The organism is Escherichia sp. WS568, from assembly GCF_046486085.1.
GTDB classification, from domain to species: Bacteria; Pseudomonadota; Gammaproteobacteria; order Enterobacterales; family Enterobacteriaceae; genus Escherichia; species Escherichia coli.
Genome location: NZ_JBJQMC010000022.1, coordinates 57820 through 70430 on the forward strand (window position 1 = coordinate 57820; position 12611 = coordinate 70430).

General features: G+C 51.9%; 13 protein-coding genes. 3 read left to right on the forward strand and 10 right to left on the reverse strand.

Annotated features, from left to right (window positions below; all coding sequences use genetic code 11):
- Positions 1–128 precede the first annotated feature (128 nt).
- The 10 genes from recC to ygdT form a co-directional block, all read right to left on the reverse strand.
- Positions 129–3497: an exodeoxyribonuclease V subunit gamma gene (recC, locus tag ACJHWR_RS20380; RefSeq protein WP_000946885.1), complete on the reverse strand. Its 3369-nt coding sequence runs from the start codon at positions 3495–3497 to the stop codon at positions 129–131.
- Positions 3498–3509: 12 nt separating this feature from the next.
- On the reverse strand, positions 3510–3833 hold the full coding sequence (locus ACJHWR_RS20385; protein ID WP_001276458.1) for a prepilin-type N-terminal cleavage/methylation domain-containing protein: 324 nt from the start codon (positions 3831–3833) through the stop codon (positions 3510–3512).
- Positions 3818–4225: a DUF2509 family protein gene (locus ACJHWR_RS20390; protein ID WP_001078365.1), complete on the reverse strand. Its 408-nt coding sequence runs from the start codon at positions 4223–4225 to the stop codon at positions 3818–3820. The genes ACJHWR_RS20385 and ACJHWR_RS20390 overlap by 16 nt, the downstream gene beginning before the upstream one ends.
- Positions 4222–4785, reverse strand: coding sequence for a prepilin peptidase-dependent protein (locus tag ACJHWR_RS20395; protein WP_001144332.1), 564 nt, complete (start codon positions 4783–4785; stop codon positions 4222–4224). Before ACJHWR_RS20395 ends, ACJHWR_RS20390 begins: the two co-directional genes overlap by 4 nt.
- On the reverse strand, positions 4776–5246 hold the full coding sequence (locus ACJHWR_RS20400; protein ID WP_000857051.1) for a prepilin peptidase-dependent protein: 471 nt from the start codon (positions 5244–5246) through the stop codon (positions 4776–4778). Before ACJHWR_RS20400 ends, ACJHWR_RS20395 begins: the two co-directional genes overlap by 10 nt.
- A gap of 184 nt (positions 5247–5430) precedes the next feature.
- Positions 5431–6225: a thymidylate synthase gene (gene thyA, locus ACJHWR_RS20405; protein WP_000816232.1), complete on the reverse strand. Its 795-nt coding sequence runs from the start codon at positions 6223–6225 to the stop codon at positions 5431–5433.
- Between the two features lie 6 nt (positions 6226–6231).
- On the reverse strand, positions 6232–7107 hold the full coding sequence (gene lgt, locus ACJHWR_RS20410) for a prolipoprotein diacylglyceryl transferase (RefSeq protein ID WP_000204658.1): 876 nt from the start codon (positions 7105–7107) through the stop codon (positions 6232–6234).
- 150 nt (positions 7108–7257) lie between these two features.
- Positions 7258–9504 (reverse strand): phosphoenolpyruvate--protein phosphotransferase, encoded by a 2247-nt coding sequence (gene ptsP, locus ACJHWR_RS20415; RefSeq protein WP_000957936.1) that lies wholly within the window; start codon positions 9502–9504, stop codon positions 7258–7260.
- Between the two features lie 12 nt (positions 9505–9516).
- Positions 9517–10047: an RNA pyrophosphohydrolase gene (rppH, locus tag ACJHWR_RS20420; RefSeq protein ID WP_000564489.1), complete on the reverse strand. Its 531-nt coding sequence runs from the start codon at positions 10045–10047 to the stop codon at positions 9517–9519.
- Positions 10048–10399: 352 nt separating this feature from the next.
- Entirely contained in the window at positions 10400–10546 is a 147-nt protein-coding gene (ygdT, locus tag ACJHWR_RS20425; RefSeq protein WP_000953278.1) for a protein YgdT, read from the reverse strand.
- 185 nt (positions 10547–10731) lie between these two features.
- On the opposite strand from ygdT, the gene mutH reads away from it, so the two are divergent.
- The 3 genes from mutH (at position 10732) to ygdR (ending at position 12559) form a co-directional block, all read left to right on the forward strand.
- Positions 10732–11421, forward strand: a complete 690-nt coding sequence (gene mutH / locus ACJHWR_RS20430; RefSeq protein ID WP_000082192.1) for a DNA mismatch repair endonuclease MutH — start codon at positions 10732–10734, stop codon at positions 11419–11421.
- Positions 11422–11489: 68 nt separating this feature from the next.
- Positions 11490–12203 (forward strand): TerC family protein, encoded by a 714-nt coding sequence (locus ACJHWR_RS20435; RefSeq protein WP_000895624.1) that lies wholly within the window; start codon positions 11490–11492, stop codon positions 12201–12203.
- A gap of 137 nt (positions 12204–12340) precedes the next feature.
- On the forward strand, positions 12341–12559 hold the full coding sequence (gene ygdR, locus ACJHWR_RS20440; RefSeq protein ID WP_000758655.1) for a lipoprotein YgdR: 219 nt from the start codon (positions 12341–12343) through the stop codon (positions 12557–12559).
- Positions 12560–12611: the final 52 nt, after the last annotated feature.

The window sequence follows — 12611 nt, forward strand, 5'->3', positions numbered from 1 at the left end:
TAACGCAAATCATCTGCCAGAATTTAATCTTGTGCTGCACGAGTCAGCCTATGTCTATATATCCATCAGTCCGTGACTGGTGCGCATCATAAAGCAAGCAGATATATTGCGCAATTTTTATACAGCACTCATGACTGATTAAAGCGAAACAGCGGTAACAGGAAACGTTGCGACTGTTCAACGATGGCCTCCATTGTCTCTGGTGTTAATTGCCGCCAGAGCCGTTGATACCAGATATCATCACCTTCGCCACGCACCATCATGTTGCCTTCGTAAGCCTGAAGGAATTTCGTTCGGGCTTTTTGCAACGTGGAATCGTCATCCAGCATGGCATCGTTTTGCGCGTCATAACAGGTTTTTAGCCACGCGCCGCCACTTTCAGGTAACACCAGCAATGGCGCGGACATTCCTTCACGATACCCTTCAATCAGCTGTGAGAGGTAATGTAAAGCCTGTTCGGCTGCAAGCGGCGGAAAACGCCACTCGCCGTCTTTGCGTAGAAAAAGGCGACTTTCACCATTACCACCGCTGGCACAGTAGACAAGGTGTTCCAGCCAAAGTTGCATTCCCTGCGCCACACTTAATAAAGAGGGACGCCAGCGCAACAGGCCATCCGACTGCACCTGCGGCAACCAGCCAGTTATCTGCACACCGTTGCAGGCGAGGTCAATTTCCATACTCTGCCCCGGCTGGCGACAGGCAATGACTCTGTCGGCAAGCTGCTGCATCTCCTGGCACTGTGTTTCCCAGAAAATTTCACCAAAAGCGCCATACGGTAAATCCCCTGCCGCCCGGAAGCGGCGGAACAAGCGTTCGGCATCATCCTGCTCAACCAGTGCATTCAATAACTGCTGATTGATTTGATAACGGCTAAGTCCTTCCAGAATAAATGGCTCGGTGTCGGGGATTTCGCTGTCTTCGGTACGGAAGTTCACCTGCAAACGCATCTGGAAAAATGCCCGCACCGGATGTGCCCAGAATCGTTGTAGCGTTTCCAGCGGCACGGTTTCCGGTAAGGTAAACGGCAGCTGCTGAACAAATTCAGAATGTGCTTTACCAGCCTGGCTGGCCGCGGGTAGCCATTCACGAGCATAGCTTTGTCGTTCGCCTGGCTGGTAGTTTTGTGGATCAAACGGCATTCGGGTATGGAGGCAAGTAAGATGTGCTTTTACCCTTGCCTCGCTTTCATCACAGTTGAGCGCTTCATCGCCCGGTAGATAATGGCTTTGCCCGATGTAGTCGATCAGTTCCTGCACCAGTACCGACGGGAAACGTTCACTGTTATCCTGAATAGAACGCCCGATATAGCTGATATAGAGTTTTTGCTGCGCGGAAATTAACGCTTCCAGGAACAGATAGCGGTCGTCATCGCGACGGCTACGGTCGCCACGCTTCGGTTTCTGGCTCATCAGGTCAAAGCCCAATGGCGCAAGCTGGCGTGGATAAACGCCGTCGTTCATTCCCAGCAGGCAAACCACTTTGAATGGGATGGAACGCATTGGCATCAGAGTACAAATGTTAACCGGTCCGGCGAGAAAACGCTGGCTGATACGTTCCTGATCCAGGCGCTGTGCCAGTTCATCACGCAATAGTGACAGCGGCACCGCGTCGCCATACTGCGCACCTAAACCTTCGGCGATAATCGCCTGCCATTGTTGTTCGATCAGCGTCATCGCCGCTTCGGTTTCCGCATCCGGCAGGAAGAAGGCGTTGAGCATATCGCGACAAACCGGCAACCACTCTTCCAGCGGACGCTCCTGCGCCAGCCCGCGACGCCAGATGTTTAGCTGCATTAGCAGTGAAGCCAGATGCCCCACCAGTTCTGCAATTAAGCCGCTCGATTCATCATAAGGTAGAACCGATTGCCACTCGCCCTGCGCGCTCTCCATCGCGTAGCCTAGTAACATACGCGTCAGGCCAAATCGCCAGGTGTGTTGTCCGGTGGCGGGGAGTTCCAGCTCGCGAACGTTGTCGTCATCTATCCCCCAACGAATGCCAGATTCGTTGACCCACTGACGTAAATAACGCAGCCCTTCTTCGGTGATGTCAAACCGCGCCGCCAGCACCGGCACATCCAGCAGCGCCAGCACATCCTCTGACACAAAGCGACTGTCAGGCAGTGATAACAGGCTGATAAACGCTTCCAGTACCGGATGTGACTGCCGCGCACGACGGTCGGAAATGGCGTAAGGCAGGTAACGATCCGCAGGTGCGCTACCAAACACTGCCTGAATAAACGGACTGTAGCTGTCGATGTCGGCCACCATCACGATGATGTCGCGCGGAGTAAGTGTCGGGTCTTCCTCCAGCATCGCCAGCAAGCGATCGTGTAAAACTTCAACTTCACGCTGCGGGCTATGGCAAACGTGGAAGGTGATACTGCTATCCAGTGGATCAAGCGGGCGTTTGTTATCGCTACGGGAAAACTCTTCGATGTTCACACCCGCAACGGCGCGGTTTTCCAGTTCCAGAATGTCAGACTGAATGTTATGCAGCAGGTTGTCTGGCGTCACATCGACAAAAGCGTCCAGCTCCTGGCTGCCCTCCAGGTCAGAAAGAAGATAAATGTAGTCGCGCCCAAGCTTGCCCCATGAGGCCAGCAGCGGGTTACCGACATCCTGTTCACCATCGCTGTTAAAGAGCTGTCCGGCATTTTCGCTGTCGCGAAATAACGGTAATTCGCGATCTTCAAAACTGTGTCGGCGCTGGCGAGTCAGCAGTTTCGCCAGATAAGCAGGATCTTTAATGTCGCCCCAGTAATAACGGCAGGGGTTGGTAAACAGGAGATGGATTTCAATATGTTTACCCAGCGCCTGTAGCGCCTGGAGATAAACAGGCGGTAACGCGGAAATACCGCATATAAAGACGCGCGAAGGTAGCCCCGGCGGGCAGGTCGTCGCGGACTCCAGCGTTTCGATAAAGCGCTGATAGAGATTGGCGCGGTGCCAGCGCGGTTGCCCGAGTTCGTCGGTATATTCCACCAACGCCTTCCACAACGGCGCTTGCCAGGCCTGTGCTTCTCCCAACCCTTCTACCAGATGTCCTGTTTCCCACTGTGCCAGCCAGTCCAGACGATAGACCAGATACTGGTCAAACAGGTCCGCCGCTTTTGAAGAAAGCTGGAACAGTTTTCGCTTGTCACTATCGTCAGTCAGATAATGCCGCAACAGGGTAAAGTCTTCGCGCTCCAACAGTTGCGGCAGCAGAGTCATCAGTTTCCAGCTCATGCTCTGTTTGTTAAAGGCGCTCTCTTTGGGGATTTCCGGTAACACCCGGACGAACATATCCCAGATAAAGCTCGCTGGCAGCGGAAAATCAATGTTTGCCGCAATACCAAACTTTTGCGACAGGGTCATTTGCAGCCACTGCGCCATACCGGTACTTTGCACCAGAATCATCTCTGGTTCGAAAGGATCGTCCAGCCGTTCGCGTTCGACAATAAACTCCATCAACGCTTCCAGCACGTCCAGACGATTGGAATGGTAGACCCTTAACATAGCGGCTCCTGACTACTGACGATTCGGGCAATGCAGGCGGGTCATCTCGCCTTCTCTGCCCCCGGGTGAAACTAGCGTAACGTTGATGCTGACACATCCCGCCTGCGATGTCTGCATTCGGTTGACCTGCCAGTTGGCAGGTGGCGAAATCGCACGCAGTTGCGTTTGCTGCCAGCCATGCCGCCAGAGCTGTTGGTACTGGTTTCTGCTGGCAAGACTGTTCATTAATGTTCGCTGGAAACCCGATAACGCAGTGACAATCATCACCATCAACACCATCGCCAACATTACCTCCGGCAGACTAAAGCCTTGTTGATTCTTCAGGGAAGCTGACATAACGCCCTCTCTTTCAGCGGACAAAAATCGCTCCAGCCGCGTGGCGAAAAAACAATGTTTCCATCGATGACTTCGCCTGTTCGCCACAACGAAACGCCTTCATAACCGGCAATCAATAAAGCCTCATTATCTGCCAATAAACGCAGACAAACCCGGGCACCGGTGGCAGCGTACAGTAAGCACTGAACTGCGGGCTGTGTCTGCCAGGAGTGCATTTTTCCCCACTCCAGCGTCGACTGAACGATGGCCTGGCGGCGCAATGACTGACTTTCCATGCTCACGCGAGAGGCAAAACTGCGATCCTGCTGACTCATTCCTTGTAATAGCAAGCTACCCAAAATCAGCAGCATCAGGACCAGAGCCAGTGACGAGCCCCCCTTTTCGCGGTTCACAGGTTGAATCCTGTCACGCTATAGCTGGCATTCACCACGGTTTGCGGTTCAGACTTACTGGCAGCACGCATATTAACCGTCAACACCGGCGAGAAGCCGCTGACATCCTGACGTACGACCTGAAAAGTGTCGATAATGATGGCATCCGGATTAGTCACTTTATCCCAGCCCTTACCTTCACAGGATGTCGCACCGCGTAGCGTTTCCAGCACATGCTCCTTCAGACGAAATCCAATCTGGTCGGACTCTTTTACCGGTTCGCGATCCCAGATACCGTTACTGTTCGCATCCCACTGCACAATGACACAGTCACCCTGTCCGACAATTTCCAGCCCTTCGCCGGTACAGCTGCCATGACAATAACCCGCCCTCTGGAGATGCTTCGCGACGGTAAATACCCGCAGCCAGATTTCATCTTCCAGCGCCAGCTTACGGGTGCTCGTTAAACTTTCACGCTGTAACGCAGGCAGAAAGCGTGCAGCCCCCAGCAACAATACGCTACTGATCGCCATAGCAATCAACACTTCCAGCAGAGAAAAACCTTGCTCTTTTACAGGCATCCTTCTGTTTCTCCTTGCTGACAAAGCCGGAGTCTTCCCCACGGCGAAACCACCAGCCACCACTCGCCCGTTGAGTTTTTGAAGCGAATATGCCCGGCCCATGCGGTATTGCGCAGGCCAAAGAAAGCAAGCGAAGGTGTCAGATCGCTCATTTCGACTTCGGGCCAGCGTGGCACAAAGACCAATGGTGAACTGCCATGACAGGTATTGGCCCCAGCAGCGGAACTCACAAGGCACCATAACGTCCCCTCCCTGATAACACTGATACTGTGGTCGCGGTTATGCCAGTTGGCATCTTCACGTAAATAGAGCAAATAGTCCCGCGCCTGGCTGGCGGTTTGCCAAAGCCGTTGCGACTGCTGCCAATATTGCCAGCCATAGAGCCCACTTGCGCTTAGCATGACCAGAATCAGCATCGCGACCAGCGTTTCAATCAGCGTATAACCACGTTGTGTTTTCATGCCGGCAGTATGGAGCGAGGAGAAAAAAAGACGAGGGCCAGTTTCTATTTCTTCGGCGCATCTTCCGGACTATTTACGCCGTTGCAGGACATTGCAAAATTTCGGGAAGGCGTCTCGAAGAATTTAACGGAGGGTAAAAAAAACCGACGCACACTGGCGTCGGCTCTGGCAGGATGTTTCGTAATTAGATAGCCACCGGCGCTTTAATGCCCGGATGTGGATCGTAGCCTTCAATCTCAAAGTCTTCGAAACGGTAGTCGAAGATGGATTCGGGTTTACGTTTGATAATCAACTTCGGCAGCGGACGCGGTTCGCGGCTTAATTGCAGATGAGTTTGATCCATATGGTTGCTGTACAGGTGCGTGTCGCCACCGGTCCAGACAAAATCACCCACTTCCAGATCGCACTGCTGCGCCATCATATGCACCAGTAACGCGTAGCTGGCAATGTTGAACGGCAGGCCGAGGAAGACGTCACAGGAGCGCTGATAAAGCTGGCAAGAGAGTTTGCCGTCTGCCACATAGAACTGGAAGAATGCATGGCACGGTGCCAGCGCCATTTTATCCAGTTCGCCTACGTTCCACGCTGAAACAATAATGCGGCGCGAATCCGGGTCGTTTTTCAGCTGGTTCAGTACCGTAGTGATCTGGTCAATATGACGACCATCTGGCGTTGGCCAGGCGCGCCACTGTTTACCATACACTGGCCCGAGGTCGCCGTTTTCATCGGCCCATTCGTCCCAGATGGTGACATTGTTTTCGTGTAGATAAGCAATGTTAGTGTCGCCCTGCAGGAACCACAGCAGTTCGTGGATGATGGAACGCAGGTGGCAACGTTTGGTTGTCACCAGCGGGAATCCATCCTGCAGGTTAAAACGCATCTGATGACCAAAAATGGAAAGCGTTCCGGTTCCGGTACGGTCGTTTTTCTGTGTGCCTTCGTCGAGCACTTTTTGCATCAGTTCTAAATACTGTTTCATGGTTCCTCAGGAAACGTGTTGCTGTGGGCTGCGACGATATGCCCAGACCATCATGATCACACCCGCGACAATCATCGGGATGGAAAGAATTTGCCCCATGCTAATGTACTGCACCCAGGCACCGGTAAACTGCGCGTCGGGCTGGCGGAAAAACTCAACAATGATGCGAAACGCGCCGTAACCAATCAGGAACAAACCTGAGACAGCTCCCATTGGGCGCGGTTTACGAATATACAGGTTGAGGATAATAAACAGCACCACACCTTCCAGCAGCAGCTCGTAAAGCTGTGATGGGTGGCGCGGCAGCACACCGTAAGTGTCGAAAATGGATTGCCACTGCGGGTTGGTTTGCAGCAGCAAAATATCTTCTGTACGGGAGCCAGGGAACAGCATGGCAAACGGGAAGTTTGGGTCAACGCGGCCCCACAATTCACCGTTAATAAAGTTGCCCAGACGCCCGGCACCAAGACCAAACGGAATGAGTGGGGCGATAAAATCAGAAACCTGGAAGAAGGAACGTTTAGTACGGCGGGCGAAGATAATCATCACCACGATAACGCCAATCAGGCCGCCGTGGAAGGACATGCCGCCGTCCCAGACACGGAACAGATACAGCGGATCGGCCATAAACTGCGGGAAATTGTAGAACAGAACATAACCAATACGTCCACCGAGGAAGACGCCGAGGAAGCCCGCATAGAGTAAGTTTTCAACTTCATTTTTGGTCCAGCCGCTGCCCGGACGATTCGCCCGACGTGTTGCCAGCCACATTGCAAAAATGAAACCCACCAGATACATCAGGCCGTACCAGTGAAGCGCTACGGGTCCTATTGAGAAAATGACCGGATCAAACTCCGGAAAATGCAGATAGCTACTGGTCATCTGTCACCACAAGTTCTTGTTATTTCGCTGAAAGAGAACAGCGATTGAAATGCGCGCCGCAGGTTTCAGGCGCTCCAAAGGTGCGAATAATAGCACAAGGGGACCAGGCTGGTTGCCGGATACCGTTAAAAGATATGTATATGATCCGCGCTATAACCCTCCGCGAATCAGCCCGCCCATGCCGCGACGCTCCATAAAGGCTGCAACCTGATGGCGAACTTCGGTCGCCAGTTGCGCTTCCAGACTACGCTGCGCAAGATTTTCTGCTTCAGCAAAATCAATGCGCCGCAGCAGGTATTTTACGCGCGCTACAGAACGTCCGTTCATAGACAGATGGCGATACCCAAGCCCAATGAGGATTGCCACGCACATGGGATCGCCCGCCATTTCACCGCACAAACGGAGATCGATTCCATGTATTTCCGCTTCCCGGGCGATCATCGCCAGAGCTCGTAACATTGCAGGATGAAGACTGTCATAAATGTTCGCCACCCGGGTATTGTTGCGATCAACAGCCAGGATGTATTGCGTCAGATCGTTGGTGCCAACAGAGATGAAATCGACCCGCTTTGCCAGATGCGGCAGCATAAATACCATTGACGGCACTTCCAGCATGATGCCGATACGTGGTTTGGGAATTTCGTAACCGATCATCTCCTCGACTTCACGTCCGGCACGTTCAATCAGGCGGCGTGCTTCGTCAACTTCATCGAGGCTTGTGACCATCGGCAACAGAATATTCAGGTTGCCCGTAGCGGCATTAGCACGCAGCATCGCCCGCACCTGGATCAAGAAGATCTCCGGCTGATCGAGCGTAATGCGAATCCCACGCCAACCCAGGCATGGATTCTCTTCGCTGATCGGCATGTAAGGCAGCTGCTTATCTGCTCCGACATCCAGCGTACGCAAGGTGACGGGTTTATCATTGAACATTTGCAGCATCCCCTGATACTGCGCCACCTGTTCTTCTTCCGACGGAAAACCACTTTGCAGCATGAATGGGATTTCAGTGCGATAAAGTCCTATGCCATCAATACGGCTGCCCAGTTTTTCTTCATGTTCCGGGCTTAAACCGGCATTGAGCATGACTTTAATGCGTTCGCCGCTTTTTAACTGGGCGGGTAAATTGACGTCATCTTCCGCCAGACGGCTAAGCTCGATCTCTTCACTAATTAGCCGCTGATATTCTTGCAGCAGTACCGGCTCCGGATCGACCAGCAATTCACCGCGATAACCATCGACGATCAGCGTCCGACGATGCAGTACCGAAGGCTGAATATCCGCGCCCATCACGGTAGGTATCCCCAGCGCACGTACCATGATCGCAGCATGGGAGTTGGCAGCGCCATCGCGCACGACAACACCGACTAAGCGATCCTGGGGCAGCTCAGCAAGCGTTGTCGCTGACAGTTCATCTGCCACCAGAATGAAACGTTCCGGCCAGGCGTTCGGCCCTTGATTAGCGTCATCAAGATGAAACAGCAATCGCTGGCCCAGCGCACGTAAATCGCCAGCCCGCTCTTTGAGATAGTTATCGCTTAGCGCGGCAAACTGTTCGGCAAATTTTTCAATGACCGTTTTTACCGCCCACTCTGCCACCGAGCCTTTATCAACCTCGGCAAACAATTCGCGACGCAGCCGGGTGTCCGAAAGCAGGTGCGAGTAAAGATCGAAAATAGCCGCCGTTTCTTTTTGTGCACCGGCGGCAAAGCGTTTGCTGTAGCGGCGAAACTCGTTTGCCGCTTCTTCCAGCGCCCCGGTCAGTCGTTCGCGTTCCAGAGCTGGATCCAGCGTTGATGCCTGATACACCTGTTCCATTAAAGGTAACGTGGCATCCTGCCAGCCTTCGGCAATCGCCACACCAGGTGCTGCCGGTAATGCGCGGATTCGCGTCTGGCGATATTGTCCAAACAAGGCAGTCAACTGCGACTGAGAAAGAATAGCTGCCATCTGGGTGGCAAGCGTCACCAGGAAGGATTCTTCACTTTCGTCATACTGGCGCAACTCTCGTTGCTGTACCACCAGTACACCAAGCAACTGGCGACGTTGAATAATTGGTACGCCTAAAAATGCGCGGAAACGTTCTTCTTTTACGGAGGGGACGTATTTGAAGCTGGGGTGCTTTTGCGCATCTGCAAGGTTTATCGGTTCCGCCAGCCTGCCAACCAGGCCGACGATCCCTTCATCAAACGCGAGCGTTACAGTGCGACCGCGTGGTTTTTTCAGCCCCCGGGTCGCCATCAGGTAGTAACAACGTCGATCATGATCGGCAAGGTAAACCGAACAGACCTCGGTATCCATCGCAAGACAGATGTCGGTAACCAGAATATTTAACGCCTCATTCAGGCGTGGTGCGCTGGCTACCTTTTCGACTATTTCGCGCAGGCGAGTGAGCATAATTGGCGTGACTTAACCTCTTTTACGTCGATAAGCAGATGCGTTTTGTGGTTTTGGCGTATTTTCCTGCAGTGACATCACCACACTCGCGAACTCTTTCATTACTCTACGGTAGACATCACGTTTAAATGACACCACCTGTCTGACCGGATACCAGTAACTTACCCATCGCCAGCCGTCAAACTCTGGTGTACTGCTGGTTTGCATATTGATTTCTGCATCGCCGCTCACCAGCTGCAAGAGAAACCATTTTTGTTTTTGGCCGATACAAACCGGCTTCGTGTCCCAACGCACCAAACGTTTCGGTAATTTGTAGCGCAACCAGTTACGCGTTGAAGCAAGGATTCGAACGTCTTTACGGCTTAATCCTACTTCTTCAAACAATTCACGGTACATCGCCTGCTCTGCGGATTCTCCGGGGTTGATTCCGCCTTGCGGAAATTGCCAGGAGTGCTGACCAAATCGCCGGGCCCACATTACCTGCCCCTGGCGATTACAAATCACGATACCTACGTTTGGGCGGTAGCCATCGTCATCAATCACCGGACTACCTCAAAATAAAGCTTTATATACGAATGATTGTTTCATACTCCAGGAAGACGGTAAACCACTCTCTGCAGGGCATTACACACTAATAACAATTGAATAACTCACAGTTATGTGCAGAGTTATAAACAGAGGAAGGGGTGGATAGCCGTTTTTATTCACCTTTTCTGTGGATAGAGTTGTGAAGAACTACGGAATTACTACGGGAAAACCCGGAGCATTCTGAATAAGCCCGATATGGACATTTTAAAATATTCATTATCAGTCAATGCATTACATGTAATTTTAGTAATAAAAAAGAGTAATTCGTGACCCAGGTCACACCTCTCATTTACGGGTTGGCGAAAGATCAACCAATGCCGTATTTATCCACAGAATGTGCCACTAAGTTAAGCACTGAACCACTAAAAACTGGAGTTTCGTCGCACGTCAAGGCTGTAAATGGAAACAGTAGTGGAGGTTTTTCACAGTTATCCCAGCTTTCTGTGGATAACATGGTGTAAGATCCTGTTTATTTTCAGTGACCAGATTTGGAAAACCCATTGCAGTGTTGCGCAACTCGATTACCGGCAACCTAAAAAGCAATATAAATCAGAGAATTGAACAACGCCTGTGGAAAAAGTTACACTGCGAATATTCGGCACATAATTGCTGTTTGTTTTTTAACCAAGGTATCGTGACATGTCCCAACCTCGCCCACTGCTCTCTCCTCCCGAAACTGAAGAACAATTGTTAGCGCAAGCACAACAACTTTCTGGTTATACATTGGGAGAACTGGCGGCACTTGCTGGGCTGGTGACGCCGGAGAATTTAAAACGCGATAAGGGCTGGATTGGCGTGTTACTGGAGATCTGGCTAGGTGCCAGCGCAGGGAGTAAACCTGAGCAAGATTTTGCTGCTCTGGGCGTGGAACTTAAAACTATCCCTGTGGATAGTCTTGGTCGTCCGCTGGAAACAACATTCGTTTGTGTTGCCCCGTTAACGGGTAATAGCGGGGTGACCTGGGAAACCAGCCACGTGCGCCACAAGCTCAAACGCGTACTGTGGATACCGGTTGAAGGCGAGCGCAGCATCCCGCTGGCGCAGCGTCGCGTAGGATCACCGTTACTGTGGAGCCCGAATGAAGAGGAAGACCGGCAACTGCGCGAAGACTGGGAAGAATTAATGGATATGATTGTTCTCGGTCAGGTTGAGCGGATCACCGCTCGTCACGGGGAATATTTACAGATACGACCGAAAGCAGCGAATGCGAAAGCGCTTACCGAAGCCATTGGTGTCCGGGGCGAACGGATTCTGACGCTGCCGCGCGGCTTTTATTTGAAGAAGAATTTCACCAGTGCGCTACTGGCCCGTCATTTTCTGATCCAGTAGCCATCGCTTTGACCTGCCGCTTTCCGGGCATATAATTACCGCTTCATTTTTTTGGCAGGGCTTTTTAGATGTTATTTGCATGGATAACCGATCCTAACGCCTGGCTTGCGCTCGGTACGCTGACGCTGCTGGAGATCGTTCTTGGGATCGACAATATTATTTTCCTTTCTCTGGTGGTGGCAAAGCTCCCCACAGCACAACGTGCTCATGCGCGCCGTCTGGGGTTGGCGGGAGCCATGGTTATGCGTCTGGCGCTGCTGGCATCCATCGCCTGGGTTACGCGCCTGACAAATCCGCTTTTTACAATATTCAGCCAGGAAATTTCCGCCCGTGATTTGATTCTGCTTCTGGGTGGCTTGTTCCTTATCTGGAAAGCCAGCAAGGAAATCCACGAATCCATTGAAGGTGAAGAAGAAGGGCTGAAAACACGCGTTTCATCATTCCTCGGCGCTATCGTGCAGATTATGCTGCTGGATATTATCTTCAGCCTCGACTCGGTGATTACCGCTGTGGGTCTGTCAGATCACCTGTTTATTATGATGGCCGCCGTGGTGATTGCCGTAGGCGTGATGATGTTCGCCGCACGCTCGATTGGTGATTTTGTCGAACGCCATCCTTCGGTAAAAATGCTGGCGCTCTCTTTCCTGATTCTGGTGGGCTTTACCTTGATTCTGGAAAGTTTCGACATCCACGTACCGAAAGGTTACATCTACTTCGCGATGTTCTTCTCTATTGCGGTTGAAAGCCTCAACCTGATTCGCAACAAAAAGAACCCGCTCTGATACTCCGTACGCTCTCCTGCGGGAGGGCGTACTCGCTCCTGTTACCCTCACAGTTTAAGATTTTCCTGCTTTCAAGATATATAACGTCGGTTTATAAACAGACTATTATCATGGGTGGGCCAAATGAGGATAACCGGATGAAAAAATGGGCAGTAATAATTTCTGCAGTCGGACTGGCGTTTGCTGTTTCCGGGTGTTCCAGTGATTACGTCATGGCGACCAAAGATGGCCGTATGATTTTGACCGATGGAAAACCTGAAATTGATGATGATACCGGGCTGGTGAGTTATCACGATCAGCAAGGTAACGCGATGCAAATTAACCGTGATGATGTTTCGCAAATTATTGAACGTTAACAAATAAGGTCAGCATCCGGCTGGCCTTAAGATTTTTCTCTTTCCCTTTTCC

Coding starts and splice junctions, on each gene's coding strand:
- recC (WP_000946885.1), bottom strand. CDS start 3,497: ATGTTAAGGGTCTACCATTCCAATCGTCTGGACGTGCTGGAAGCGTTG.
- ACJHWR_RS20385 (WP_001276458.1), bottom strand. CDS start 3,833: ATGTCAGCTTCCCTGAAGAATCAACAAGGCTTTAGTCTGCCGGAGGTA.
- ACJHWR_RS20395 (WP_001144332.1), bottom strand. CDS start 4,785: ATGCCTGTAAAAGAGCAAGGTTTTTCTCTGCTGGAAGTGTTGATTGCT.
- ACJHWR_RS20400 (WP_000857051.1), bottom strand. CDS start 5,246: ATGAAAACACAACGTGGTTATACGCTGATTGAAACGCTGGTCGCGATG.
- thyA (WP_000816232.1), bottom strand. CDS start 6,225: ATGAAACAGTATTTAGAACTGATGCAAAAAGTGCTCGACGAAGGCACA.
- lgt (WP_000204658.1), bottom strand. CDS start 7,107: ATGACCAGTAGCTATCTGCATTTTCCGGAGTTTGATCCGGTCATTTTC.
- ptsP (WP_000957936.1), bottom strand. CDS start 9,504: ATGCTCACTCGCCTGCGCGAAATAGTCGAAAAGGTAGCCAGCGCACCA.
- ygdT (WP_000953278.1), bottom strand. CDS start 10,546: ATGTTATCCACAGAAAGCTGGGATAACTGTGAAAAACCTCCACTACTG.
- mutH (WP_000082192.1), top strand. CDS start 10,732: ATGTCCCAACCTCGCCCACTGCTCTCTCCTCCCGAAACTGAAGAACAA.
- ACJHWR_RS20435 (WP_000895624.1), top strand. CDS start 11,490: ATGTTATTTGCATGGATAACCGATCCTAACGCCTGGCTTGCGCTCGGT.
- ygdR (WP_000758655.1), top strand. CDS start 12,341: ATGAAAAAATGGGCAGTAATAATTTCTGCAGTCGGACTGGCGTTTGCT.